The organism is Falsiroseomonas sp., assembly GCF_030695085.1.
Taxonomy (GTDB): Bacteria; Pseudomonadota; Alphaproteobacteria; order Acetobacterales; family Acetobacteraceae; genus Falsiroseomonas.
On record NZ_JAUYTS010000109.1, the window covers coordinates 1 to 26,216 of the forward strand.

Here is a 26,216-nt window from a genome sequence, read left to right on the forward strand (position 1 = left end):
CATCGATGCGCGCGGCGGCGGCACGCGCCAGCTTCTGGTAGTCCTCGCCGGCATAGGCGTCGATCCAGCCCTGATCCGGGTTGCCCTGCACCTTGCGCGCGGGGTCCGCCAGGATGCGTAGCGCAACCTCCCCATAGCCCACCGTGCAGGGGGCCAGCGCGACCTCCAGGTCCAGGATATCGCCGGCCAGCCCGCGATCGATGACGTAGCGCGTGTAGCTGACCGTCTCGGCCGATTCCGCCGTGCGGCGGACCGTGGCCTCCGGGATGCCCCATTCGGCGCAGTACTTCAGGTGCAGCGTCGTCTCGGCCAGGATGGCGGAGATCGACTCCGTCTTCTCCCGCATCGCCTCCAGGCTCTCGGCCTTGAAGACGGCCAGCGCCTTGGCGCGCGCGAACTGGATCAGGAACAGATAGTCCTGGATCAGGAAGTTCTGGAAGGCGACCAGCGGCAGGCTGCCGTCAGACAGGCGGCGGCAGAATTCATGCCAGGTGTAGGCCCGCCAATCCTTCGCACAATCCGCGCGCAGCCGGCGGAACAGCCCACCCTCCGCGCCGAAATCCTCCCAGGCCTGCCCGGTCCCCTGCGCCATCTCAGCCGCCGGCGTTGCGGGTGCCGGCGGGCAGCTTCACAACCAGCCCATCCAGCGCATCCGTCATGATGATCTGGCAGCCCAGCCGCGACGTCTCCTGCAGATCGAAGGCGAGGTCGAGCATGTCCTCCTCATCCTCCGTCGCATCGGCCAGCTTGCCGTACCAGGTGCCGTCCACCACCACATGGCAGGTGGAGCAGGCGAGCGAGCCTTCGCAGGCGCCCTCGATATCCACGCCATGCTTGTGCGCGATCTCGAGCACCGAAAGGCCGAGCGGCGCGTCCACTTCCCGGGCCACCCCGTTCCGCTCGATGAAGGTCATCTTCGGCATGTCAGCCACTACTCCGCCGCGCTTGTCCTGGGGGTGTGCCCCGAGGCGCCATTCCTGTCCGAGGACTCCATGGCTCGGCGCCAGGCGGCGGCCAGGGCCGCGGCTGCTCGATCCACATCCAGGGGCGAGGTAAAGCGGCCCACCCCGATGCGCAAGGTCGCGCGGGCCTGTTCGGCGGGCAAACCCAGGGCCTGCAACACATAGGAGGGCTCGACCTCGGCCGAGGAACAGGCCGAGCCGGTGGAAACGCACAGTTCCGGCGCCGCCGCCATGAGGTCCTGCGCGGTCACGCCGCCGGGGAAGGACAGCGACAGGTTGCCCGCGACGCGCGCCTCCGTGCTGCCATTCACCACCAGTCCCGGTACGGCATCGGCCAGCGCGGCGCGGAAGCGGTCCCGCTGCCCGGCGATGCGGCCGGAATCCAGCAGCCCCTCCAGCGCCGCAATCCGGCAGGCCTCGCCAAACCCCACGATCAACGGCGCCGGCAGGGTGCCGGAGCGCAGGCCGCGTTCCTGCCCGCCGCCGGAGAACAAGGGCGCCAGCCGCACGCGCGGCCGCCGCCGGACATAGAGCGCCCCAATGCCCTTCGGCCCATAGACCTTATGCGCCGAGAGCGAGAGAAGATCGGCGCGGATCTCGCTCACATCCAGCGGTATCCGCCCCGCCGCCTGCGCCGCATCCGTGTGGAACAGCGCGCCATGCTGCTTCACCAGCGCGCCAATCGCCACGAGATCCTGCACCACGCCGATCTCGTTGTTCACGGCCATGACGGAGACCAGCAAGGTCGGTTCCGCCGCCAGCGCCGCTTCCAACACGGACAAATCCAGCAGCCCATCCGGCCGCACCGGCAGGATCATCGGCGCGAACCCCTCGGCTACCAGGTCCTTGACGCTTTCCAGGACGCATTTGTGCTCGGTGGCCAGGGTGATCACCCGGCGGCGCTCGCTGCCCTGGCTGGCGGCGAAGCGCGCGGCGCCCTTGATGGCCAGGTTGTTCGCCTCCGTCGCGCCGGAGGTGAACAGGATTTCGGACGGCTCGGCACCGATCAGTTCCGCCACATGGGCGCGGGCTTCCGCCACCGCCGCCTCCGCATCCCGCCCCATGGCGTGTTCGACGGAGCCGGGATTGGCGAAATTCTCCTCCCACCAGGGCCGCATCGCCGCCAGCACACGCGGATCGGCCGGGGTGGTGGCGTGGTTGTCGAGGTAGATCGGGCGGGTCATGGCGTTCAGATGGTCCTGGCAGCAGCGCGGCGGGAGAGGCGATTCTGCATGGCCGACCAGGCTTCCAGGAAACGCTCCGCCGCATCCGCCGGCGCATTCCAGGGCAGCGAGACGCGGATGCCGCCCTCCGCCTCCCCCATCGCCGCCAGCACATGGCTGCGCCCGACCTTGCCGGAGGAACAGGCGGCCCCTGCCGAGACCTGCATCCCGGCGAGGTCCAGCGCGATCACCTGGGTCTCGGCGGCAGCACCCGGCAGGATGATGTTGGCCGTATTGGGCAACCGGGCCGCGCCCTGGCCTGCCACCCGCGCGCCGAGCGCGATGCAGGCGGCCTCGATCGCATCCCGCAGCCCCGCCAGCCGCGCCGCCTGGGCCGGGTCCGCCGCCTCCGCCGCCGCGCCAAGGCCGGCGATGGCGGGCAGCGCCTCCGTCCCGCCACGCCTGCCGCGTTCCTGCCCGCCGCCGGCGATCAGCGGCGGCAATTCCAGCCCCGGCCGCAGCAGCAGCGCCCCGGCACCCTTCGGCCCACCCAGCTTGTGGCCGGAGATGGCGAGGCTGTCCGCCCCCAGCGCGGTGAGCGAAACCGGCACCCGCCCGGCCGCCTGCACCGCATCCACATGCAAAGCCGCGCCATGCGCCCGGCACAGCGCGGCGGCCTCGGCCAGGGGGTGGATCACGCCGGTTTCGTTGTTCGCCGCCATCAGGCAGACCAGCGTCGGGGGGCCTGGCAGCAGCGCCTCCAGCGCATCCAGGTCCAGCGTGCCGTCGGACAGCACCGGCAGCAGGGTCGCCCCCGGCGCGGCGGCCAGCACCGCCGCGTGTTCCGTGGCGCCGGCCAGCACGCGGCGGCCGCCGGCCAGGGCGCGGATGGCCAGCATGTTGGCTTCCGTGCCGCCACTGGTGAACACCACCTCTCCCGGCCCGGCCCCGAAGCGCGCCGCCACCTGGTCCCGCGCCGCCTCCAGCACCCGCCGCGCCGCACGGCCCGCGGCATGGACGGAGGAGGGGTTGCCGGTCAGGTCGAGCGCCGCCAGCACCGCATCCCGCGCCGCCGGCCGCAGCGGTTCCGTGGCGTTGGCGTCAAGATAGAGGGTCATGGGCGGCCGGCGCCTGAGGCGCGTCCAGCGGCGCAACGGCGCGGCCGGCGATCTGCCCGCGCACCACATCCGCCAGCGACACGCCGGACAGGAACAGATGGATCTGGTTGCCGAGTTCGGCCCAGAGGTCATGCGTCAGGCACCGTTCCCCGGCGAGGCAACCCGGGCCGCCATCCTCGCAGCGGGTCGCCTGGATCGGTTCATCCACCGCATCGACGATGACGGCGATCGAAATCTCCCGCGCCGGGCGCGCCAGGCGGTAGCCGCCGCCGGGGCCGCGGGTGGAGGCGACCAGCCCGGCGCGGCGCAGCGGGCCGAATAATTGTTCGAGATAGGCCAGCGAAAGCCGCTGCGCCTGGGCAATCTCGGCCAGGCTCACCTGCCGGCCGGCCCGGCAGGCCTCCGCCGACTCGTCATCACGCGCGGCCAGTTCGACCATCGCCATCACGGCATACCGACCACGGGTGGAAAGCCTCATCCCGGTCTCCCGTCCTGCGTGTTATTTGGGCCGAAGGGGGGTGCGGGCCGCGCTGCCAAGAGATAAATGTCCATACATATGGCCCAGGAAATCCAGGCCGGGCACAGGAACCTGCGTGGCGTCCCGTGAATCCGATATGAAACCTGACCCTGCCTAACCTATATTGGGTGGACCCTGGGGTTTGGGAGCCTTCCCTGGGGTGTCCACGGGCGCGGGCTGCCGCACCCAACCAGAACCACGACCGAGGCCGGATGCCTTCGAGCCAGTCGCCCACCCAAGGCTATTGTTCCCGACCAGCGCCGTCAACAATGGGCGCCGGAGCGTGGGAACCGGCATGAGGTGGAATTCGCTGGCCCGGGATCGGCAGGACGTCGATTGCGGTTCTGCAAGTGCCTGTGGCGCGCCGCGGCGGCGGTGTGTGGCTTCCCAAACGGCCAGGAGGCGGGCGGTATGCGCATGCCCTCCTCCGGCCATGGCCCATGGCAGACGGCGCCCCTCCGCGCCCGTCGCACCGTGGACCCAACATGGACTGGATCGACAGGACGATGCCTGAAGTCATGTTCGCCGGGCCGGATGGCCGGCTCGAGGGTCGCTACAACCATGCGAAGCAGGCCAATGCGCCGGTCGCGCTGGTCCTGCACCCACACCCGCTGCATGGCGGCACCATGAACAACCGCGTCGTTCATGCGCTGTATCAGCGGTTCCAGACGATGGGCTTCTCCACGCTTCGCTTCAACTTCCGCGGCGTCGGCCGCAGCCAGGGCCGCTACGATGGCGGCATCGGCGAGATTTCGGATGCCGCGGCGGCGCTGGACTTCCTGCAGGCGGTGAACCCCAACGCGTCCTCCCTCTGGGTCGCGGGCTATTCCTTCGGGTCCTATGTCGGCATGCAGTTGCTGATGCGGCGGCCGGAGATGGGGGGCTTCGTCTCCGTCTCGGCGCCCGCCAGCCACTATGATTTCGGCTTCCTCGCCCCCTGCCCCTGCAACGGGCTGATCCTGCACGGGTCGGATGACGAGCTGGTGCCGGAAGGCAGCGTGCGGAAGCTGGTGGACAAGCTGAACACGCAGAAGGGCATCGCCATCGACTATCGCGTGATGCCCGGCGCCGGCCACATCTACACCCCGCCGCAGGCGGAACAGGTGGCCGATGCGTGTGAGGACCATGTGATGGGCATGCTGAACCGCCACCGCATGGCACTCGCCGCGGATTGACCGGCACGGAGGCGGGCTGCGCTGCCCGCCTCCGCCCGCAGCCCAAATCCTACAAAAGCGGCCCCACCAGCCGCCCACCCGGCATCGGCCCCGGCGCGCCGGTGGTGCCCGGGAAGGTCAGCGGCAGGCCGCGCCAGACGCGGGCCGCCAGCACACCAAAAGCCTGCGCCTCCAGCGCATCCCCGTTCCAGCCCGCAACCTCCACCGCCCGCACCGGCTCGGCCAAAGCGGCACCCAGCGCCCGCATCATCGCCGGATTGCGCCGCCCACCGCCGGCCACCAGCCATTGCACCGGCGGTTCCGGGAAGTGGCGCGCCGCGGCGGCCACGCAGATGGCGGCGAAGGCCACAAGGGTCGCGGCGCCATCGGCGGGGGACAGTGCGGGCGCGCCGGCGTCCTTCAGCGCCCGGTCGAAATCCAGCCGGTCCAGGGATTTGGGCGGCGGTTCGGCCAGCCAGGCATGCGCCATCAGCGGCGCCAGCACGCCGCCATCCGCCTGCCCCGCCAGCGCCAGGCGGCCATCGCGGTCATAGGCCTCGCCGGTGGCGTGCCGGGCCCAATCATCCAGCGGGCCATTCGCCGGGCCGGTATCGAAGGCCACCAATTCGCCGTCCCGGCCGATCCAGGTGACATTGCCCACCCCGCCCAGGTTCAGAATGGCCAGCGGCTTCGGCAGCGCCCGCGCCATCACCGCATGCACCACCGGCACCAGCGGCGCCCCCTGCCCGCCCGCGGCGACATCGGCGGAGCGGAAATCATGCGCGACGGTCAGCCCCGTCTCCCGCGCCAGCCTGGCCGCGTCGCCCACCTGCCAGGTGAAGCCCGCCGCGTTGGAACCCGGGCGCCTGGGCCGGTGCAGGATGGTCTGGCCGTGAAAGCCGATGAGGTCCGCCGGCCAGCCGATGGCGCGCACCGCCTCGATATGCCGTTCCGTCAGACGGTCCACGCAGCTTGCGAGGAAGGGATCATCCGGCCCGATCTCCCCGGCGCGGTCCAGAAGCTCCCGCAGGTCGCGGCGCAGGGCCGGCGCATAGGGCAGCGTCAGCACCGGGCCGAGCCGGCCGATCGCCTCCCCATCCGTTTCCACCCATGCGGCATCCACCCCGTCGAGGGAGGTTCCGCTCATCAGACCTATGGTTCGCAGCATCCCCCCAACGTGCTACGCCGCCGCCACTTCCGAAAGCCCCAGGGACCACCAAGACCCGCCATGACCGCCACCCAGGACTTCCTGCACGCCGCCCGCGAGCGCGGCTTCATCCACCAGGTGACGGATGCGGAGGGTCTCGCGGCCCAGGGGCGGGTGACCGCCTATGTCGGCTTCGACTGCACGGCGGACAGCCTGCATGTCGGCCATCTGCTGTCCATCATGCTGCTGCGCCTGTTGCAGCGCACCGGCAACCGCCCGGTGGCGCTGATGGGCGGCGGTACCACCAAGATCGGCGATCCCTCCTTCCGCGACGAGGCCCGCCCGCTGCTGACCGATGCGCAGATCGAGGTGAACAAGGCCGGCATCCGCCGCAGCTTCGACAGCTTTTTGCGGTTTGGCCCGGATGACGCGGTCATGCTCGACAATGCGGAGTGGCTGGACAAGCTGGAATACATCCCCTTCCTGCGGGAAGTGGGGCGGCATTTCAGCGTCAACCGCATGCTGACCATGGATAGCGTGAAGCTGCGGCTGGACCGCGACCAGCCGCTCAGCTTCCTTGAATTCAACTACATGCTGCTGCAATCCTACGATTTTCTCGAACTGCACCGGCGCCTCGGCGTGACCTTGCAGATGGGCGGGTCGGACCAGTGGGGCAACATCATCATGGGCGCCGATCTGGTGCGCCGGATGGCCGGCGCCGAGGCCTTCGGCCTGACCACGCCGCTGCTGACCACCTCCTCCGGCACCAAGATGGGCAAGACCGCCTCCGGCGCCGTCTGGCTGAACCCGGACCGGCTGGCGCCCTACGACTACTGGCAGTTCTGGCGCAATGCGGAGGACGCGGATGTGCCCCGCTTCCTCGCCCTGTTCACCGACCTGCCGATGACGGAAGTCGCGCGCCTTGGGGCTTTGGCCGGCGCCGAGATCAATGAGGCGAAGAAGGTGCTGGCGACCGAGGCCACCGCCATGCTGCATGGCCGGGATGCCGCCGGGACCGCCGCCGAGACCGCCCGCCGCGCCTTCGAACAGGGCGAGGCGGCGGAAACCCTGCCCACCCACACCACCACCCTGCCCGCCGGCGTGGTGGATATTCTGGTGGAGGCCAAGTTCGTCGCCAGCAAGGGCGAGGCCCGCCGGCTGGTGGCGCAGGGTGGCATAAGGCTGAACGACGTCGCCATCAGCGACCCCGCGCAAGCCGTTGCCGTGGCGGATCTGCGCGACGGTGCGGCGAAGCTTTCGCTCGGCCGCAAGCGGCATCTCCTGGTGCGGCCGGGCTGATCCGCGGGAATGTCCGCCTCGCGCCCAGCGCGGGGAAGTGAATATTCCGTCACGAAATCGCCGCGGTTTGCGCCGATCCTGTCACTGGCGCCGGTCTCCCCACCGGCCGAGACGGAGGATCGGGTGCGGCGCATGAGGATTCCGGGCTGGGCAGGTGCCATCGCGGCCATGGCCCTCGGCATCGCCATCGTTGCCGGCACCTATGGCTGGCAGATTTTCTGGCCCGGCAACACAGGCTGGATGCTGGAGGGCACGATCGGGCCGGACCCGGTGCAATACTGGCTCGGCTGGACCTATTTCGCCCGAAGCCCCTGGGCCTGGCCGCCCGGGGCCAATCCGGATTGGGGGCTGGAGGTCGCATCCGGCATCTTCTTCTCCGATTCCATCCCGCTGCTGGCCTTCACCTTCAAGGCGCTGCGTTCGCTGATGGAGGTGCCGCAATATTGGGGGCTGTGGATCTTCGCCTGCGGGGCGCTGCAGGCGCTGCTGGCCTGGCGGCTGATCGGGCTGGTCACACAGGATGGGCTTGCACGGCTGGCGGGCGCGGCGCTGTTCGTGCTGCAGCCGATCCTGCTGAACCGGCTCGGCGGCCATTTCGCGCTGGGTGGGCAGTTCCTGCTGCTCGCCGCGCTGTATCTGTGCCTGACGGTGGCACCGCCCTGGCGACGGCTGGCGTCCTGGGTGGCGCTGGTGCTCGCTGCCTCCCTGATCCACGCCTATCTGCTGCCCATGGTGGCCGGGCTGTGGGCGACGGATTGGCTGGCCCGCGCCCTGCCGCGCGAGCGCCGCCCCCTGCCCCTGGCGGTGGAGGCGCTGGCCGTGCCGGGGGGCGGGCTGGCCGGGCTTTGGGCGGGCGGCTTCTTCCTGCTGGGCGGCGGCCTCGGCGGCACCTGGGGCGGCTTCGGCGAGATGCAGCTCGACCTGCTGGCGCCCTTCGATCCGAATCACTGGGGTGGCCTTCTGCCGCAACTGCCGCGCGCCGACCATCTGGAAGCACGCGACAGCTATCTGGGCCTCGGCACGCTGCTGCTGCTGCTGGCCGGTGGGATCGCCTTCCTCTGGCGCCCGCGCCGCTTCCTGGCACGGCGCTGGCCGCTGGTGGCCGGGCTCAGCGTGCTGCTGGCGATCGCCGTCACGCACCGCGTCTCGGTCGGCGGCCAGATCGTGCTGGTGCTGGCGGAATTGCCGCAGCCGGTGCTGGCGGCGGCCGATGCGCTGCGCGCTTCCGTCCGCTTCTTCTGGCCGCTGGCCTATGCGCTGGTGCTCGGCGCCATCGCCGCCCTGGCGCATGCGCTGGGCGGCCGGCGCACCGGGCTGCTGCTGGCCGGGCTGCTGCTGGTGCAGGCGGCAGATCTGCGGCCCGGCTTCGCGCGGCTGGCGCAGTATTTCCCCCCGGCGCCCGCCACCGCCCCGCTTCGCCTGGCGGAGCCGTTCTGGATCGAGGCCACCGCGCAGTACCAGCGCATCCGCCTGGCCCCCACCGGCATGCAGGCCCAGCACTGGGAGGAGGTGGCGGTGCTGGCCGCCACACATGACCTGCCCACCGATGCCGTCTACCTGGCCCGCATCGACCCGGACCGGGTGCAGGCGCTGAACCAGGAAACCCTGCATCGCCTGGCCACCGGGGAATACGAGCCCGACAGCCTCTATGTGCTGGGTGATGACACCATGCTGGCGGCGGCGCGGGCCGGGATGGACCCGGCGCGGGACCTGCTGGAGCAGTTCGACGGCGTCTGGGTGCTCGCGCCCGGCTGGCATGAAGCGGTCACGGCGTGGCCTGCTGACCAATCCCAAACAGCCCCCGCAGGAAGCCAGGCGTCAGCGCCGCCAGGGGGTTGACGTTCACGGCCGGATCATCCGCCGGGCCGCTGACGCGGAAGGTGGCGGCGAACAGGCCGCCGCCGGCCTCCGGCGCGAACAGGCGCCCGAGGATCGGAATATTGCCGAGCAGGGAGTTGAAAAAATAGGCCGGCACGATGGTGCCCGCCATGTCCAGCCGCTGCCGCCGGCGGTCCAGCGTTCCCGTCAAGGTCACCCCGAGCGAGGCGGAAAAGGCCCGCGCCTCACCCAGCGCCAGCACATCGGGCGTCAGGTTGAAGGGCGCGATCAGCCGGCTGAAGCCGAGCCCAGGGCCGGAGGCCGCCTCCATCAACCCATACAGCGTCATCGCCTGCAGCAGCTTGGCCACGGCCGGGGCGCCGCGGATGGCGAAGTCGCTCATCTCCGCGGTGCCGGATAGCGGCGCGCCGGGGCGGTTGCTGGCATAGGTGCCCTGCACCGAAAGCCGCCCGCCCTCCAGCCGCCGCAGCACGTCGAAGCTGCCGAGCAGCGCGCCGGCATCCTCCGCCTCCAGCCGCAGCGAACGGCCGGCGCCGGCGGGGGCGATCTGCGCCTGGAAGGCGCCGCGCGGACCGGCGCGGCCGGCGAGCGTTCCGGCCCGCACCACACCCCGCCCATCCACCCGCAGCTGCGCCGTCACCGCGGCCAGTTCCCGGCTGGGGCCCAGCAGGACCCGCTCGAACCGCGCATCGGCGGCGAAGGCGGGGCTGGTCTCATTGTCCGGCGTGGCGGCCGCCGCACCGCTGGCGTCCTCGGACAGCATGCGGCGCAGATCCAGCACCTGGCCGCGCAGCGTCAGCGCCCAGGGACCACCGGGCTCCAGCGGTGGCCGGGCCTCCCCGGTGAAGCGGCTATCCTCCACCACGCCTTCCGTCACCGCCACGCGCTCCAGGCGCGTGCCGCTCGTGAAGCTGGCGCTGCCGCGCAGCCGCATGGAGGGGCCTTCGATGCGGAAGCTCTCGATCGCCGTCAGATTCTCCCCGGCCAGGCGCAGCACCATGTCGCCACCGGCGTTCTGGCCCGGCGGCTTGGACCAGGCGAGCGGGTCGATCATCAGCCGTGCCTGCCGCAGATCGGCCCGCACCGTGGCGCGGCCCTGGCCGTTGCGGCGGCGCTCGGTGCGGACATCGAGGCCGACCTGCCCCTGCACCACTTCGGAGAAGGCGAGGCCGAGCGCCACCAGGTTGCGCGCATCCGTCTCCGCCAGCACCGTCTCCCGCATCACCACCTGGCCGGGCGGGCCGTTGCGGAAATCCATCTCCACGGTCAGCCGGGCGGCGATCTCGGCCAGTGTCGCGGTGCCGCTGGCGCGCAGGCCGTTATTGTCCACCGTCAGTTCCACCGTGCCGCGTTCCAGCGGCCGGCCGAGCAGCACATCGGCGATCTGCACCTGCCGCAGCCGCGCCTGGACGCGCAGCTGAAGCTGCTCCACCGGCAGGTCGGACAGCAGCGGGAAGGCGATGTTGAGCCGCGCCTCCATGCTGCCGCGCGGGTCCTTCACCGGGAAGGGCTGGCGCTCGAACAGGCGCAGGCGGGGGTGCTGCACCACGGCAAGGGCATCCGGGATGGGGCCGGCCAGGTTGAATTCCATCTGCGCGGTTTCCTGCGCGCCGGGCGGCAGCAGGAAGCGGATGCTGCCATCGCGCACCGTCACCGTGCCGCCGGATTGCCGGCCGCCGGTGATCCGCATGCCGATTTCCTCCAGCCCGAAGGTGACGGTGCCGGTGGCGCGTTCGGCGGGCGGGATCGGGCGCAGCCAATGCACCGTGGCCTCCGCCACCTCCAGCGTACCCTCCAGGCTGGTGATGCGGGCCGCGGCGAGCCCCGGCCCGGCCTCGGCCGCGATGCGCCAGCGCCCGTCGCGGGCGGTACCGGCGGTCAGGTTCTGCACGATCCAGCTGCGGACATGCGGCGCCAGCCCCTCCGGCCAGCGGCGCGAAAGCTCCGCGATCGGCATCTGGTCCAGGCCGAGCGTCGCCTCGCCCTGCCAGGCTTCCCCGGCCCGGGCGGCTGCGGCCTGCACGGTCAGGCTGGGCGCGGCATCGCCATCCAGGCGCAGCAGGGCGCGCGGGATGGTGACACGGTCGGGCGCCGCCTCGAGGTCCAACTCCAGCCGCGACAGGGCGATGCGCCGGCCCTCGCCCAGTTCCAGCGCGCCCGGGCCGGTGGTGAGCAGCGCGTGCAGCCCCTGGAACTTTCCCCTGGTGTCGAGGCGGGCGCGCGCCTCGATCCGCGCGGTGGCATCCAGCCGGGCCAGCGGCGCCAGGGCCGGGGCGGCCTGCGCCAGCAGCATCGGGCGCAGTTCGGGCAGCAGCAGGCGCAAGGACAGTTGCGCAGGTCCGGCATCGGCGGCCGCATCCAGTTCGGCACCCAGCGTCACCGGCACCCGTTCACCGCCCAGCAGCAGCGTTGCCACCGCGTTGCCGATCAAGCCACCGCCGAGCCGCCGGCGCAGCGTGACATCCGCCTCGTCCAGCACCCAGGTCAGGCCGAGCGCGGCATCCTCCACCACGATCCGTCCACCCAGGATCCGCAGCGATTGCAGGGCGGAAAGCGGGGTGCGGTCGGAAGGGGGGCGCAGCAGATCCGCCAGGATGCGGTCCAGATCCGCATCGGCGCCGGTCGCGCTGCCACCGGTCTCACCCAGCAGCAGGGACACGTCGCCGGCCGCATCGCGGCGCAGCGTCAGCACCGGCTGCTGCAATTCCAGCTGGCGCGGCGCAAGCTGGCCGCGCAGCAGCCAGGGCAGCGAAAGGCTGACCGCGGCATCCGGCAATTCCATCCGCACCGCACCACCCGGCTCCACCATGCGGACCCCGGACAGGCGGAGCTCAACCGGCGAGAGATGGCCCTCGCGCCAGCCCTGCCAGCCGATGCTGGCGCGATGGATTTCGAAGCGCGCCTCGGGCGGCGTGCCGTTCGGGCCGGGGATGTTCACCTGGTCGGCGATCGCGGTGGCCAGGAAGGGCAGGTCGATCGGGCCCTGGGACAGCCGGAAGGCAGCCGCCCCGGTCGCCAGCAGCAGCAGCACCGCCAGCGCCGAGAGCAGCCGCAGGGCGCGATGCGCCTCTCGCGCCACTTGACCGGCGGCGCGCCTCATCGCCACGCTGCGCTCCAATGCCGAATGCCCGGTCGATCCCCACCCTGCCCGAACCCGCCAGGCTCCCGGCCGCGCCGCCCCGCGCCATGCCGGCCCTGCCCCGTCCGCATGACGCGGAGGCCGCCAGCCAGCTCGCCGGTCGCTTCGCCGAACGCGGCGCGGCGGAGCGAAGTTTCGGCGCCACGCCGGAAGGCACCGCGCTGCTCGCCGCGCTCGGCGGGCACAGCCCGTATCTGGCCGATCTGGCGCTGCGCGAATCCGCCACGCTGCTGCGGCTGATGGAACGCGGGCCGGATGCGGCCTTTGCCCTGGCGCTGGACCCGCTGGGCCGGGCCGACCCGGCGGCGACCCGCCCGGGCGTTGCCAGCCTGCTGCGCCAGGCCAAGCGCCAGGCCGCGCTGATCGCGGCGGTCGCCGATATCCTGGGGCTCTGGGCGCTGGACCGGGTGACCGGCGCGCTGTCCGACCTGGCCGATGCCTGCACCGACTATGCCTGCGCCCATCTGCTGCGAGAGGCACAGGCGCGCGGCGACCTGAAGCTGGCGGGCGGCGCGGCGCGGCATGATCCGCGCGCCACCTGCAAGGGCTCCGGCCTCATCGTGCTTGGCATGGGCAAGCTTGGCGGGCGGGAGCTGAACTACTCCTCGGATATCGACCTCATGGTGCTGTATGACCCGGAGGCCGCAACCTACGACGCCGACCGCGCCGGCGCCATCTATGTCCGCCTCGCCCGCGACCTGGTGCGGCTGCTGGATGAGCGGACGGAGGATGGCTACTGCTTCCGCACCGACCTTCGCCTGCGGCCGGACCCGGCGGCGACGCCGCTGGCCGTCAGCCTGCCGGCGGCGATCATCTACTATGAGAGCATGGGACAGAACTGGGAACGCGCCGCCATGATCAAGGCGCGACCCGTGGCCGGGGACCGCGCGCTGGGCGAGCATTTCCTGCGCGAGATCCGCCCCTTCGTCTGGCGGCGCCACCTGGATTTCGCCGCCGTGGCCGACATCCATTCCATCAAGCGCCAGATCCACGCCCATAAGGGCCACAAGGGCGCCAATGCCCAGGTGCAGGTGGCGGGCCATGACGTGAAGCTCGGCCGCGGCGGCATCCGCGAGATCGAATTCACCGTGCAGGTGCTGCAACTGATCTGGGGCGGCCGCGACCCGGCGCTCCGCGACCCGACCACGCTCGGCGCGCTGGCGGCCCTGGCGGCCGCCGGCAAGATCGACCGCCGCGCGGCAGCCGACCTCGCCGACGCCTATGGCTTCCTGCGCCAGGTGGAACATCGGTTGCAGATGGTGGCAGACCGGCAGACGCACAGGCTGCCGGAGGATGCGGCGGGGCTGGCCAACATCGCTTCCTTCATGGGCTTCGATACGCCGGAGGCCTTTGCCAGCGCGCTCACCGGCCACCTGACCCGGGTCGAGCGGCGCTATGCCGGGCTGTTCGAAACCTCGCCCGATCTTTCGGCCGGCGACGAGGTGCAGGGCGACCTGGTCTTCACCGGGGTGGAGGACGACCCGGCGACGCTCGCCACGCTGCGCGGCCTGGGCTTCCAGAACCCGGCCGCCGTCGCCGCCACCGTGCGTGGCTGGCATCACGGCCGGGCGCGCGCGACGCGCAGCGAAAGGGCACGCGAGTTGCTGACCGCGCTGATGCCCAGCCTGCTCGCCGCGCTGGCGAAGCAGCCGCAGCCCGATGCCGCGCTGATGCGGCTGGATGCCGCGCTGGCGCGGATGACGACCGGTGTGCAGGTGCTGTCCCTTCTGGCGCGCAACCCGGCCTTGCTCGACCGGCTGGCCTTCGTGCTCGGCGCGGCACCACAACTGGCCGACCACTTCGCCCGCAACGCCGCGGCGCTGGACGGGTTGCTCGCCGGCCACGCCGCCCCGGGCAACGACCCCGCCGCCTCCCTCCCCGCCTTGGTCAAGGATGCGCGCTTCCTGGAGGAGGCGCTGGAGGCGGCGCGGCGGCTGGTGACGGAGGGCAAGTTCGAGATCGATGCCGCCGCCCTGGAAGGCCGGCTGGACACGGACGCCGCCGGCCTCGCCCGCAGCGCGCTGGCCGATGCCGCGATCGGCGCGCTGCTGCCCCGCATCGCGCAGGATTTCGCCCAGCGCCACGGCAAGGTGGCGGGCGGCGCGCTGGGGGTGGTGGCACTCGGCAAGCTCGGTGGGCGGGACATGCTGCCGGGTTCCGACCTCGACCTGATCCTGGTCTATGACCATCCGGCGGAGGCGCCGGACAGCAAGGGCGGCACCAAATCCCTCGCCCCCTCCCAGTATTTCGCGCGGCTGGCCAACCAGATGGTCGGCGCGCTGACGGCGCCGGGGGCGGAGGGCCGGCTGTATGAGGTGGATATGCGGCTGCGGCCCTCCGGCTCGAAGGGTCCGGTCGCCGTCTCGCTTTCGTCCTTCGCGCGCTATCACGCGGAATCGGCCTGGACCTGGGAACGCATGGCGCTGACCCGGGCGCGCTTCGTGGCCGGTGCGCCGGCGCTGAAGCGGAAGGTGGAGGCGGCGATCCGCCAGGCGCAGACGCGGAGCGCGGACGCCACACAGGTGCTGGCCGATGCGCGGGCGATGCGGGCGCGGATGCTGCGCGACCTGCCGGCGGATGGGCCGTGGGATGTGAAGCACCGGCCGGGCGGGCTGGTGGAGGTGGAATTCATCTCCCAGGCGCTGCAGGTGGCCCATGCCCACCGGCTGCCGGCGGTGATTTCCCCCACCACGCGCCTCGGGCTCGCCGCCCTGGCCAAGGCGGGCATCCTGCCGGAGGCGGAGGCGGCGGCGCTGGTGGCCGCAGACCGGCTGTGGCGCGCCATCACCGCGCATCTGCGCCTGACCGTCGGCCGCTGGCCGGAGGAAACGCTGCCGGAGCCGGTGGCGCTGGCGCTGGCCGCCGCCACCGGCCAGCTGCTGCCCTCGCCGGTCGCCGCAAGCGCCACGATTGACCAACCGGCCTACCGCGCACAGATGCGCGCGGTCGCGCAACAGGTGCGCGAAAGCTTCACCCGCCATATCGGCAGCCCCGAGCAGCCCTGACCGGAGCCATCCTCATGACCGACGCGACCGAAGGCGCCCCCGCCCCGGATTTCTCCATGCCCGCCTCCGGCGGCCGCACCGCCAGCCTGGCGGAGCTGAAGGGCAAGCCCTTCCTGCTGTATTTCTACCCGAAGGCGGACACGCCCGGCTGCACCAAGCAGGCCTGCGGGCTGCAGGAGGCACTGCCCGCCCTCGGCAAGACCGGCCTGACCGTGATCGGCGTCTCGCCCGACCCGATGAAGCCGATCGAGAAATTCGCCCAGAAATTCAACCTGACCTTCCCGCTGGCCTCGGATGAGGACCACAAGGTGGCCGAGGCCTATGGTGTCTGGGTCGAGAAGTCGATGTATGGGAAGACCTACATGGGCATGGAGCGCTCCAGCTTCCTGGTGGCCGCCGATGGGCGCATCGCCAGGGTCTGGCGCAAGGTGAAGCCCGAGGCGCATGCGGCGCAGGTGCTGGAAGCCGCGAAGGAGTTGTGATGGATCAGCAGGCCGGACCCGGATACTCAGCGGAGGCAGCGCAGCAGAAGCTCAGCCCCGATGCCGTGGCCTGGGCCTTCCGCCTGCTGATCGGCCGCGAGCCCTTCTCGGCCGAGGAGGTGGAGGCGCATCGCAACCTGCCGGATCTGGCGACGCTGCGCCGCGCCTTCTCCAACACCTGGGAATTCTACGACTTCTTCGATGCCGCGGTGGAGGGCGTGCCGGCCTATGGCATGCCGCTGTTCCTGATGCGCCCGCCCGCCGACCCCGCCTTCCCCTATCGATTCGAACCGCCGAGCCTGGAGAATCCGGTGGGGCAGATGTGCACCGCCGCGCAATTCGACGACCCGGTCTTCGCCGAGATCGCCGAGGCCATGGGCATGGCGCCGGGCCGCACCCGGCGAAGCTGGGAACAGGCCTGGATCGTCTCCCTGCTCGCCACCCATGGCATGATCGCCGCCGGCAAGCAGGCGATCGGCTTCGGGGTGGGGCGCGAACGCATTCCCTCCCTGCTCGCATCCCGCGGCGTGCGCGTGCTGGCGAGCGACCTGCCGCATGAGGCGGAGGATGTGCAACTGCCGCCCGGCGCGCAGCAGATGGCGCTGTTTCACCCCGAGATCCTGCATCTGGAGGATTTCGAGGCGATGGTCGGCTACCGCGACATCGACATGAACCACCTTCCGGCCGATCTGGATGGGCAGTTCGATTTCTGCTGGTCGGCCTCCGCCGTGGACCGGACCGGCTCGCTCGCCGCCGCCAGCGCCTTCCTGGAGGAAAGCCTGCGCGTGCTGAAGCCGGGCGGCATCGCGGCGCATACCTTCAGCCTCAACATCACCTCCGACGTCGCGACGGTGGACCACCCGACACTCGCCGCGCTGCGGCGGCGGGACCTGGAGGCGCTGGCGGCGCAGATCCAGGCGCAGGGGCATGAGATGCTGCCGGTGAACCTGCATCCCGGGCTGGAGCCGCAGGATGCGGAAGTCGCCACCAATCCGGCAGGCCCGCCGCGGCCGAAGCACCGTCATGGGGCGCTGGTCCTCACCTCCTTCGGCCTGGCGCTGCGGAAGGCGGCGTGAAACCAGGCCAACTTCTTTTTTGCGGAGGGTTCGGCTAAACCGCCCGCCAGCCGGGCCTGTTCCGGGTGTCGGGTGCTTCGGGCCTGATTTTTCGTTCTGCCGTGCGTTTCATCGCTTCCGGGGCGGAAGCCGGGCCTGTCCCGCCGCCGCCCTGTTGTCGCGCCCGATCGGAGGCTGTCTGCCGCATGCTGCGTGATCTGCTGTCGCTGCCCGGCCGGGTCCTCCAAGTGCAGCGGCGGCTGGAAGCTGCCATCGCCTATTTCGCCGCCCGTACGCATCCGGTGCACTACACGCCCACCGCCTATCTGGGCGACCACACGGCGCTGACGGTGCTGCAGGGCCGGCTCAAGATGTTCGTCGACACCCGCGGCAACGACATCGCCCCGCATCTGCTGATCGAGGGCACGTGGGAGACCAACTACACCAGCCTGTACGAGAAGATGATCCGGCCGGGCGATACCGTGCTCGACCTCGGCGCGCATCTCGGCGTGTATTCGCTGCTCGGCGCGCTGGCCGTCGGGCCGACGGGGCGGGTCGAGGCCTTCGAGCCCAATCCGCGCTACGCCGCCCTGCTGCGGCGGTCGCTCGCGGTGAACGGTTTCACCGGGCATGCCAAGGTCAACAACATGGCGGTGGGGGCGGAGGAAGGCATCGCGGAGCTGCTGTTCTCCTGGGAATGGGGCGGCGGCGGGCATCTTTCCATCCATCCCGGCCATGTGCCGGAGGATGGCGTGGCCCAGGCCTGCCGTGTCGTCGCCCTGGATGCGATGTTCCCCGACCCGGCCTTCCAGGTGGACATGGTGAAGATGGATGTGGAGGGCACCGAAGCCCGTGCGGTGCATGGCATGTGGAACCTGCTGGCGCGCTCGCCGCGCGCCAAGGTGATGTTCGAATTCGCCCCCGGCATGCTGGCAGCGCAGGGCAGCAGTGCCGCGGAACTGGTTCAGCTTTTCGACCGGCTGGGCTTTCGTTTCTGGAACATCGGCGAACGCTCCGATCTGGAAGCGGTGGATGTGGAGACGCTCAGCGCCATGACCGATGGCGTGCGGAACATCCTGGCGGCGCGGGAGCTGCCCGCGCTGGCCTGAGAATTGAGGGAGGCCGGCCGCATGACATCCCGCCCTGCCGTGACCGCCGGCGTGCTGATCACCTGCGGCGTGCTGTGCGCCGCGCTCGCCATGGGGCTGCGGAACTCCTTCGGGCTGTTCCTGGCGCCGATGACGGAGGCCAATATCTGGACCGCCTCCGGCTTTTCCTTCGCCATCGCCTTGCAGGTGCTGCTGAACGGCATCAGCCAGCCGATCTGCGGCCAGGTGGCGGATCGCTATGGCGGGCGGGCGGTGGTGATGGGCGGCGCGGTGCTCTACGCCATCGGCATCCTCGGCATGCTGATGGCTGTGCAGCTGGGCGTCTTCACCTTCTTCGCCGGCGTGGTGATGGGCATCGCGGTGTCTGCCGCCGGCATGCCGGTGATCATCGCGACGCTGACGCGGCTGCTGCCGGAAAGCCAGCGCGGGCGAGCGGTGGGGCTGGGCACGGCGGGGTCTTCCTTCGGGCAATTCCTGGTGGTGCCGCTGGCCGGGATCGGCATCGGCACGCTGGGGTGGGAGACGACGCTGGCGCTGATGGCGGCCGCGGCGCTGCTGATGATCCCCCTCGCCTGGACGCTGGGCGAACCGCCGCGCGCCAAGGTGGCGCCGAAGGATGAGGAAACCGCGCGCCAGGCGCTGCGCCGCGCGCTGCGGACACCAACCTTCTGGTACCTGTTCTTCGGCTTCTTCGTCTGCGGCCTGCACATCTCCTTCCTGACCACGCATCTGCCCGGCTTCGTGCATTACTGCGGCCTGCCGGTGGCGGTGGGCGCGGGGGCGATCGGGTTGATCGGGCTGTTCAACATCGGTGGGTCGCTGGTCTCCGGGGAGCTGACGCAGCGCTGGAAGCGGCGGGAACTGCTGGTGATCATCTATGCCGCGCGCGGCGTGCTGATCACCGGCTTCATGCTGCTGCCGAAGACCACGACGACGGTGATGATCTTCTCCGCCCTGATGGGGCTGCTGTATCTGTCCACCGTGCCGCCGACCGTAGCGCTGGTGGCGCGCAATTTCGGCACGCGCTGGCTGGCCACCATTTTCGGCCTGGTGTTCCTGGGCCACCAGCTGGGCGGCTTCACCGGCGCCTATATGGGCGGCGTGGTGCTGGACATGACCGGGTCCTACGATTTGATGTGGTGGATCGGGGTGGGGGCTTCCGCCTTCGCGGCGCTGGTGCACCTGCCGGTGAAGGACCCGCCGCTGGCGCGTCCGGCAGGGGCGGCGGCGTAGAAGCAATTTTTTGGTGCGTGCAGAGGGGCTGCTCAAGGCGCGCAAAGGGGCACTGGTTCCCCAAACCTTGTTGTTCTGGGAAAGACTTTTGCGACCGCCGCACCGGGCCATGGTCGCTTGGCTGCCTTCCTGGTCATGCGCTTTGATCCAGAGGAGTAGCGCCACGGAGTAGCCCCCGACCCACCGCCAGCTCGTGCGCTGAACCATGTCTGCACGACGGCTTTATCGGCTTTTCAGGCGTGCGCTCAGAATGGGCCGAAGCCCGGTCCGCTGGCGCGATCACTGAGGGATTCGCCTGCTCCGCGCGGCACGTCCGGACGCTTCCGGCGGCGTCGGGACCGGCTGAGGAGTGGACCGGCTGGGGAGTGGATCGGCTTGCGCGAAACCAGAGCCCAGGCGCCGGCTTGAACGCGGTAGCCGCTCTTGCCGTTTGCATGCGCTCCAATCCAAGCAACGTGCCAATACACGCGGCAGACAGGGTCGAAAATGGACGGTCACTCGAACCGCGATTAGGCAGATCAAATCTTGAACGTCGCCGAATCGATATGCCTACAAAAAATGATACTTTGAATGAGCGGCACTCATCAATCCGTGAGCCAATACGATTCTTCAGCCGCCCCTCCGCCTCAGCCGATAAACTCAACCGGAATGAGTGCGGCCTGATCCAGGTCGGCGTGAAGCGCCGCCCTGCTTGCGAATGGGCGTCGGATGTTCCTTCTGATCGGCGAGCCAGAGGACACGACCATAGCGTCCACCCGGCGGGCAATGGTCGCGCTCGGGCATCCTACGTTGCATCTCTCCGAGGCGCAGCTTTACGGCACCCCTTTCGAACTGCATCGCAACGGCCCTCGGGTCGAAGGCACCCTGTTCCCCGTGGCTGCGCAGCCCTTGCCCCTGGCGGAAGTCTCCGGCGTGCTCCTGCGCGTGCGGCGCGCCTGGTGGCCCGAGGATGGCTTTGATCTCCCTGATGCAAGCTTCGTCTTCCACGAGACACTCGCTGCATGGATCGCTGTCCTGAAGGCCTTGAAGGTGCCAACGGTAAACGACTTCGGCCTGGGTTGGTGGCTCGGCGATCCAAGCTATCCAGAGGCCCTGCGCCAGGACCTGGCGCGGCACCTCAAGCTGCGCGCCCCGCCGTCACGCGCGGGGGCGGCCGGGATCGAGGAGTGGCTCGTCGCTGGCAGGCTGGTGCTTGGCCCTTCCGGAAACGCCGCGCCCACGGCATTGGCGGGCGAAGCGCTGCGTGACTGGCAGCGGCAGACCGGCATCCACTTCGCCCGGGTGGACCTCGCCTCCGACGGTGACGCGGTGCTGGCGGTCGATCCCTTTCCTGGCATGCCGCCCGGGCCGGCGGGCCCGGCGGACCGCGTCGGGGACGCGCTCGCGCGGCTTCTCGTCGGAGCGGCCCAATGATCCTCGTGATCGGATCTGGGCGGGACAAGGTGTTCCCGGTCCTCGTCGAGCGGCTGCGGGAGGCTGGGGCGCAATTCCGCGCCCTGGACGAGGACGCGCTGGACCGCCCGATCGACATCGTGGCGGAGGAGGACGGCGCAGGCCACCTGCTGTTCCGCATCACCGGCCAGGATTGCGACGGGCGCGTCCCGATCCGGGCCATCTTCGTGCGCCATGCCGTGGCCCGCACCCTCGATCCGGCGGTCACCGAGCCGCTTGGCGCGCTTCAGGTGGCGCTGAACCTGATGCTGCTCCAGGTTCGCTGCCCGGTTGTGAACCCGCCCGCGCACGCCTTTTCGAACTACAGCAAGGTCTATCAGCTCGGCCTGCTGGCCGAGATGGGCTTCGAGGTGCCGGACACGCTTCTGACCAACTGCCCGCAAGCCGCTGCGGTCTTCAAACCGAATTGCGGAAGCCGCGAGATCATCTTCAAGGGCGCGAGCAACATGATGACGCTCGTGCAGATCCTTACCGATGCAAGGCGCGCCCGGCTGGTGCATCTGCCGAACTCGCCGACCGTGTTCCAGGAGCGGATTCCGGGCGAGGACCTGCGCGTTCATGTCATTGGCGAGGAGTGGATCGCCACGCGCCTGGTCAGCGAGGATGCGGATTACCGCCGCGCCGCCTTCAACGACGAAAGGGTGCGCGGCGAGGCGGCGATCCTTCCGGACGGGCTTGGCGAGCGTTGCGTGGCCGCGACCCGCGGGATGGGGCTCGTCGCCTCGGGCATTGATTTCCGGGTCGAGCCGAGTGGCCGGCATGTGGTGCTGGAGCTCAACCCCTTCCCGCAGTTCACCTTCTACGAACGGCTCAGCGGCCAGCCGATCATGGCCGCGCTGGTCGCGCACCTGATGCAGCTTGCCGCCGCCCCGGGCGGCGCGGACAGCAATCTGTTGGTCTGACACACGGCGACTGGGCAAGGCCGGCTTGTCGGCGCCCAGAAAATCCGAAGGAGGATGAGACCATGGCGGAAGAAAGCGGTGACAAGGGCGCTGCCCGCAAGGAGCCGATGATCGACCAGTCCAACCGGCCTAGCGCGATCGACTTCGACTCCGAGATCTCGAAGATGAAGGTCAGCGATCTTTCCGCACTCGTCGGCGCGCACATCGAGGTGCTTAAGGCGGAGAAGGAGATCGCCAAAACTGAGAAGGAACTCTCCAAGTCTGAGAAGGAGGGCTTCAAGAGCGAGAAGGAGAAGGAGATTCGCAAGCCCGAGAAGGAGTTCTCGAAACCTGAGAAGGAGGCCTTCAAGGGTGAGAAGGAGAAGGAGATTCGCAAGCCTGAGAAGGAGTTTTCCAAACCTGAGAAGGAGGGCTTCAAAGGCGAGAAGGAGAAGGAAGCCTTCAAGCCAGAGGGCCTGAAGCCTGAGGACAAGCCGATCGACTTCACGATCGAACGCATCACCGAGGTGGTCCTTGAGCGGGTAATGGCCGAGCTGCAGCGGCGAGGACAGCTCCGCTGAGGATCAGATGAGGTAAAGCCAATTATCACGATGGCCGATTGGCGGCGGCGACGCGGCGTGGGGCAGTTCCTGAACGATGGCCTCACGCGGCACCACCCGGGCGCTTGGGCGCAGACGGGCCACAGACCCCCCCTCGTCGACGCAGCCCCCGGCGATCAGGCTGCCGGTGCCGGCCCGACCGCCAGTACAGCGCAATAGCCGCTGCAATTTCGCGCGCTCGACCGATTTGGCATGTCGCGTGGAAGTTTGCCCCCCTCTTCCCCACCCGAACAACACCGCGGCAGACCCGGGCGGGCAGCAATAGCCGCCACCCCCCTGCCCGCGCTATGCTGTTTCCCAATGGTGAAGGAGCGCGGGATGCGACGGTGGATGCTGGTGGCGGCAGTGGCGGCAACGGCCCTTGGCAGCAGCGCCGGGGCCCAACAGGGACCTCAGCAGGGTGAACTGCCGCATGCCTGGGTGTTCGGGTCCTGGACCGGCGGCATCTTCCCGCCCGGCGAGACCAGCGGGCCAAGCTGCACCGGCCAACCCTCGGTGATCTTCACCAAGGATGTGGTGCTGCGCGCCTCCGTCTTCGATGTCGCCTACCGCCAGCGGATCATCGAGACGGTCCAGGCCAGCCCCGACGTGCTGGAGTTCCGCTTCGTGCCGGCCGCCGGGCCGACCGGGCCGCTGGCCTCCCGCCTGCCGGCGGACCTCGGCTTCGGCTGCCCGACGGGGCCGAACACGCTGCGGGTGGAACGCCGCGGCGCGAACGAGATCGCCTTCCCCAACTGCACCGACTTCCCCTCCCCGTTGCAGCGCTGCGTCGGCAACTGAAGCCGTGCGTATCGCGCTGATCCACGCCCTGCGGCACTCCCCGCCGCCGATCGAGGCTGCCTTCGCCGAAGCCTGGCCCGAGGCGCGGCTGATGAACCTGCTGGATGACAGCCTCTCGGCCGACCTGGCGCGGGATGGTGCGCTGACGCCGGCGATGACGGAGCGTTTCCTGACGCTGGGCCGCTACGCGCGCGGCACCGGGGCGGATGGGGTGCTGTTCTCCTGCTCCGCCTTCGGTCCCTGCATCGAGGCGGTGGCCGCGGATCTGGCACCGATCCCGGTGCTGAAGCCGAATGCCGCGGCGATAGAGGAAGCCGTGGCGATCGGCAAGCGCATCGGCCTGCTGGCGACCTTCCCCGGTACGCTGGCTTCCATGCCGCCGGAATTCCCGCCGGGCGTGGAGGTGGTGCCCTGCCTGGCGGAGGGTGCGCTGGCCGCGCTGGATGCGGGCGATGTGGCGGCGCATGACCGGCTGGCGGCGGAAGCCGCGCGGCGGCTCGAGGGCTGCGACGTGATCCTGCTCGGACAGTTCAGCCTGGCCCGGGCGGCCCGGGCCGTATCCGCCACCACGGGATTGCCGGTGGTGACGACGCCGGGGAGTGCGGTGCGGCAGTTGAAGGCGCTTCTGGGCGCATGATCACGGTTGCGTCCGGCGCGGGCGCCCCAATCTCCGGCATGTCACGCTCCGGCATGTCGCGCGCGCCGGCATAGCGTTGCAGCGCCTCGATCCGCTTTTCGATCGGCGGATGGGTGGCGAACCAGGCGGGGCCGAGGCTGTTCGCGCCATCATGCAGCAGCAGGGCGCGCATCTGGCCGGGCAGGCCTTCCATCGCCTCCTGCCCCACCAGCTTCCGCAATGCGCCGGCCATGGCGTCCGGGTCCGCCGTCATTTCCACCGCCCCGGCATCGGCCAGGTATTCGCGGTTCCGCGACAGCGCCATGCGCAGCACGATGGACAGCACCCAGGCCAGTGCCGCGATGGCCAGGGCCAGCATCACGAGCAGCATGGCGCCGCCCCGGCTCTTGCCGTCGCCACCGCCCGTCCCGCGCGGCAGGCGCCGCAACCGGCCGAGGCGCATGCCGCGCCACATCACCTCCCCCACCGTGGTAATCACGCCCGCGAAGACCGCGGCGACCACGCCGAGGCGCGCATCGCCGTTGCGGATATGCGTCAGTTCATGCGCCACCACGGCGCGCAATTCGCGCGGCCCCAGCGCCTGCATCAGCCCGCGCGTCACCGTCACCGCGCCCTTGTCGCGCGTCAGGCCGGAGGCGAAGGCGTTGCGCGCCTCGGTCTCGATCACCGCCAGCCGCGGCATCCGCATGCCGCGGCTGATCGCCAATTCCTCCGTCATGTTCCACAGCGCCGGTTCCTGGTCTCGCGTCACCGGCCGGGCGCCGGAGATCATGTCGATGATCCACTGGTTGGAGAACCAGGCGATGGCGAACCAGATGGCGGAGATCAGCAGCGCCACCGGGATGGCGGCCGGCAGCAGGCCTATCGAATCCCGCAGCCCCTGCTGGAAATCAACCGCCTCGGCGGCGGCGAACAGCAGGGCGACGGACCAGGTGATCAGCGCCAGCAGCACCGGGAAGCCGGCCAGCAGCAGCACGGACCGCAGGCCGGTGTTCCAGATATGCGTCCGCAGGCCATGGGTCGGCAGCATGGCGCCGGCCCCGGTTCAGAACTTCACCTGCGGCGCGTTCTTCGTCGCCGCGCGTTCCCCCTCATCCAGCTCGAAGAAGCCACGCGGGCCGAAGCCGAGGGAGCCGGCGAAAAACACGGCCGGGATGGATTGGATGGAGGCGTTGTATTCCGCGACGCTGTTGTTGAAGAAGCGCCGCGCCGCGGCCAGCGTGTTCTCCACGTTTGAAAGCTCGCTTTGCAGCGCCAGGAAGTTCGTGTTGGCCTTGAGGTCCGGATAGGCCTCGGACAGCGCGAAAAGCCGGCCGAGCACGGCGCCAAGCTGGCCTTCGGCGGCGGAGGCCTGTTCCGGCCCCTTCGCCTGCACCGCGGCGTTGCGCGCCTGGATCACCGCCTCCAGCGTGCTGCTTTCATGCGCGGCGTAGCCCTTCACCGTCTCCACCAGGTTCGGGATCAGGTCGTGGCGCTGCTTCAGCTGCACCTCGATATCCGCCCAGGCCTGCGACACCATTTGCCGCAGCGAAACCAGCCGGTTGTAGATGACGACCAGCCACAGAAGCAGCAGGACGACGAGACCGAGCAGCACCCATTCCACGGGCATAATCCCTTACGTGATGAGCAGGTTTACGCGGCCGAAGCACGCTCGGACAGGATGGTGTTCGCGTGGCGGAAGGCGTCCGCCATGCGGGTCGCGGGCATGGCGCCGCTGAACAGAAGGTGGCGATCCATCAGGAAGGACGGCACGCCGTTGATGCCGCCCTGGCGCGCCGCGCCATCCTCCGCCAGTACCTCCGCCTTGTGCGCCTCGCCTTCCAGCATGGCGGCGACGGCCTCGGCCGCCAGCCCGGCGGTGCCGGCCAATTCCGCCAACGTGGCGTGGTCGCCCACATCGCGGCCGTCCTGGAAATAGCCCTGGAACAGCGCCTCCACCACAGCATGCTGCACGCCCGCGGCCTCCGCCATGCGGATCACGCGATGCGCGGCGACGGTGTTGGGCGTGCGCTGCATCAGGTCATGCCGGAAGCCGAGGCCCACGGCGCGGCCGGCCTCGGCCACATTCGCATCCAGCTCCCGCCCCCGCGCCTCGGAGCCGAATTTCTGGGCGCGATAGGCGGCCCGTAGGACGCCCTCCACAGGCATCTCCGGGTTGAGCTGGAAGGGGCGCCAGCGGATGGCGAAGTGCAGCCCCTCCGCCGCCAATGTCTCCAGCGCGGTATCCAGGTTCCGCTTGCCGATCCAGCACCAGGGGCAGATGGCGTCGGAGATGATGTCGAGCGTTCGCATGGCGGCCTCCGGGCTTCAGGCCTGACCTCGCACCCGGGGCCTCAGACGGTCAAGCCGCCGCGAAACGCCTGACACACTCAGCCGGCCTGGCGCGCCCATTCCTCCAGCCGGCCCGGCACCTGGGCCAGCACCTCCGCCCCAGCATTGGCGAAGGCCAGCCGCAGATGGCGCTGCTGGCCGGGGCCGAAGAAGGGGCCGGGCAGCGTCATCAGCCCCTGGGTCTCGGCCAGGGACGCCGCCGCCGCCTCGGCATCCGGCGCGCCATCGGGCAGGCGCAGATAGGCGAAATAGGTGCCGATGGCGTCCAGCCGCCAGCCGGGCAATTGCCCGAT

At 70.3% G+C, this 26,216-nt stretch carries 23 protein-coding genes and 1 pseudogene; 13 read left to right on the plus strand and 11 right to left on the minus strand.

The genetic code is table 11. The features are described 5' to 3' along the window. The 5 genes from Q8S40_RS12140 to Q8S40_RS12160 all read right to left on the minus strand — a co-directional run. Positions 1 to 592, minus strand: a 592-nt coding sequence (locus tag Q8S40_RS12140; RefSeq protein WP_305670606.1) for a TenA family protein, incomplete at its 3' end; no start/stop codon positions are given. 1 nt (position 593) lies between these two features. Further along, a complete protein-coding gene (locus Q8S40_RS12145) occupies positions 594 to 923 on the minus strand; it encodes a ferredoxin family 2Fe-2S iron-sulfur cluster binding protein (protein ID WP_304811927.1) in 330 nt (109 codons plus the stop codon). A gap of 8 nt (positions 924 to 931) precedes the next feature. Continuing rightward, positions 932 to 2,146, minus strand: coding sequence for a cysteine desulfurase family protein (locus tag Q8S40_RS12150; RefSeq protein ID WP_305670607.1), 1,215 nt, complete (start codon positions 2,144 to 2,146; stop codon positions 932 to 934). Positions 2,147 to 2,151: 5 nt separating this feature from the next. Further along, entirely contained in the window at positions 2,152 to 3,243 is a 1,092-nt protein-coding gene (locus Q8S40_RS12155) for a cysteine desulfurase family protein (RefSeq protein WP_305670608.1), read from the minus strand. Further along, positions 3,227 to 3,721 (minus strand): Rrf2 family transcriptional regulator, encoded by a 495-nt coding sequence (locus tag Q8S40_RS12160; protein ID WP_305670609.1) that lies wholly within the window; start codon positions 3,719 to 3,721, stop codon positions 3,227 to 3,229. Before Q8S40_RS12160 ends, Q8S40_RS12155 begins: the two co-directional genes overlap by 17 nt. Before the next feature lie 545 nt (positions 3,722 to 4,266). Here Q8S40_RS12160 and Q8S40_RS12165 point away from each other — a divergent pair. Further along, on the plus strand, positions 4,267 to 4,935 hold the full coding sequence (locus tag Q8S40_RS12165; protein ID WP_304811918.1) for an alpha/beta hydrolase: 669 nt from the start codon (positions 4,267 to 4,269) through the stop codon (positions 4,933 to 4,935). Between the two features lie 49 nt (positions 4,936 to 4,984). Here the strand turns inward: Q8S40_RS12165 and Q8S40_RS12170 are convergent, their stop codons facing one another. Continuing rightward, positions 4,985 to 6,079: an anhydro-N-acetylmuramic acid kinase gene (locus Q8S40_RS12170; RefSeq protein WP_305670625.1), complete on the minus strand. Its 1,095-nt coding sequence runs from the start codon at positions 6,077 to 6,079 to the stop codon at positions 4,985 to 4,987. 63 nt (positions 6,080 to 6,142) lie between these two features. Between Q8S40_RS12170 and tyrS the strand changes: the two genes are divergently transcribed. Both tyrS and Q8S40_RS12180 read left to right on the plus strand, forming a co-directional pair. After that, a complete protein-coding gene (gene tyrS, locus Q8S40_RS12175; protein ID WP_305670610.1) occupies positions 6,143 to 7,360 on the plus strand; it encodes a tyrosine--tRNA ligase in 1,218 nt (405 codons plus the stop codon). A 132-nt stretch (positions 7,361 to 7,492) separates the two neighbouring features. Next, positions 7,493 to 9,199: a DUF6311 domain-containing protein gene (locus Q8S40_RS12180; protein ID WP_305670611.1), complete on the plus strand. Its 1,707-nt coding sequence runs from the start codon at positions 7,493 to 7,495 to the stop codon at positions 9,197 to 9,199. On the opposite strand, the gene Q8S40_RS12185 is transcribed toward Q8S40_RS12180, so the two are convergent. Beyond that, entirely contained in the window at positions 9,126 to 12,299 is a 3,174-nt protein-coding gene (locus tag Q8S40_RS12185; RefSeq protein ID WP_305670612.1) for an AsmA-like C-terminal region-containing protein, read from the minus strand. The two genes, Q8S40_RS12180 and Q8S40_RS12185, sit on opposite strands and share 74 nt — an antisense overlap. Positions 12,300 to 12,385: 86 nt before the next feature. Between Q8S40_RS12185 and Q8S40_RS12190 the strand changes: the two genes are divergently transcribed. The 10 genes from Q8S40_RS12190 to Q8S40_RS12235 all read left to right on the plus strand — a co-directional run bounded on the left by Q8S40_RS12190 (position 12,386) and on the right by Q8S40_RS12235 (position 23,592). Beyond that, positions 12,386 to 15,343, plus strand: a complete 2,958-nt coding sequence (locus Q8S40_RS12190) for a bifunctional [glutamine synthetase] adenylyltransferase/[glutamine synthetase]-adenylyl-L-tyrosine phosphorylase (RefSeq protein ID WP_305670613.1) — start codon at positions 12,386 to 12,388, stop codon at positions 15,341 to 15,343. Positions 15,344 to 15,357: 14 nt separating this feature from the next. Then, positions 15,358 to 15,825, plus strand: coding sequence for a thioredoxin-dependent thiol peroxidase (gene bcp, locus Q8S40_RS12195; protein WP_305670614.1), 468 nt, complete (start codon positions 15,358 to 15,360; stop codon positions 15,823 to 15,825). After that, positions 15,825 to 16,901 carry a methyltransferase domain-containing protein gene (locus Q8S40_RS12200; protein WP_305670615.1) on the plus strand — a complete coding sequence of 359 codons (1,077 nt, stop codon included), beginning with the start codon at positions 15,825 to 15,827 and terminating at the stop codon, positions 16,899 to 16,901. Before bcp ends, Q8S40_RS12200 begins: the two co-directional genes overlap by 1 nt. A gap of 185 nt (positions 16,902 to 17,086) precedes the next feature. Then, complete coding sequence (locus Q8S40_RS12205) at positions 17,087 to 17,989, plus strand: FkbM family methyltransferase (RefSeq protein WP_305670616.1); 903 nt, start codon at positions 17,087 to 17,089, stop codon at positions 17,987 to 17,989. A gap of 21 nt (positions 17,990 to 18,010) precedes the next feature. Next, positions 18,011 to 19,222 (plus strand): MFS transporter, encoded by a 1,212-nt coding sequence (locus Q8S40_RS12210; RefSeq protein WP_305670617.1) that lies wholly within the window; start codon positions 18,011 to 18,013, stop codon positions 19,220 to 19,222. Positions 19,223 to 19,930: 708 nt separating this feature from the next. Next, a complete protein-coding gene (locus Q8S40_RS12215) occupies positions 19,931 to 20,635 on the plus strand; it encodes a hypothetical protein (RefSeq protein ID WP_305670618.1) in 705 nt (234 codons plus the stop codon). After that, on the plus strand, positions 20,632 to 21,576 hold the full coding sequence (locus Q8S40_RS12220; protein WP_305670619.1) for a RimK family alpha-L-glutamate ligase: 945 nt from the start codon (positions 20,632 to 20,634) through the stop codon (positions 21,574 to 21,576). The genes Q8S40_RS12215 and Q8S40_RS12220 overlap by 4 nt, the downstream gene beginning before the upstream one ends. A 62-nt stretch (positions 21,577 to 21,638) precedes the next feature. Further along, entirely contained in the window at positions 21,639 to 22,136 is a 498-nt protein-coding gene (locus Q8S40_RS12225) for a hypothetical protein (protein WP_305670620.1), read from the plus strand. 357 nt (positions 22,137 to 22,493) lie between these two features. Continuing rightward, positions 22,494 to 22,955: a hypothetical protein gene (locus Q8S40_RS12230; protein WP_305670621.1), complete on the plus strand. Its 462-nt coding sequence runs from the start codon at positions 22,494 to 22,496 to the stop codon at positions 22,953 to 22,955. Positions 22,956 to 22,959: 4 nt separating this feature from the next. Beyond that, positions 22,960 to 23,592, plus strand: coding sequence for an aspartate/glutamate racemase family protein (locus Q8S40_RS12235; protein ID WP_304811895.1), 633 nt, complete (start codon positions 22,960 to 22,962; stop codon positions 23,590 to 23,592). Here the strand turns inward: Q8S40_RS12235 and Q8S40_RS12240 are convergent. From Q8S40_RS12240 to Q8S40_RS12255, 4 genes and pseudogenes are all read right to left on the minus strand, one after another. Next, positions 23,486 to 24,622 carry a M48 family metalloprotease gene (locus Q8S40_RS12240; RefSeq protein WP_305670622.1) on the minus strand — a complete coding sequence of 379 codons (1,137 nt, stop codon included), beginning with the start codon at positions 24,620 to 24,622 and terminating at the stop codon, positions 23,486 to 23,488. The genes Q8S40_RS12235 and Q8S40_RS12240 overlap by 107 nt on opposite strands. 15 nt (positions 24,623 to 24,637) lie before the next feature. Next, positions 24,638 to 25,195, minus strand: a complete 558-nt coding sequence (locus Q8S40_RS12245; protein WP_304811890.1) for a LemA family protein — start codon at positions 25,193 to 25,195, stop codon at positions 24,638 to 24,640. A gap of 29 nt (positions 25,196 to 25,224) precedes the next feature. Continuing rightward, positions 25,225 to 25,884: a DsbA family oxidoreductase gene (locus tag Q8S40_RS12250; RefSeq protein ID WP_305670624.1), complete on the minus strand. Its 660-nt coding sequence runs from the start codon at positions 25,882 to 25,884 to the stop codon at positions 25,225 to 25,227. A gap of 77 nt (positions 25,885 to 25,961) precedes the next feature. Next, positions 25,962 to 26,216: pseudogene (locus Q8S40_RS12255) on the minus strand (aspartate/tyrosine/aromatic aminotransferase); the annotation flags it as partial.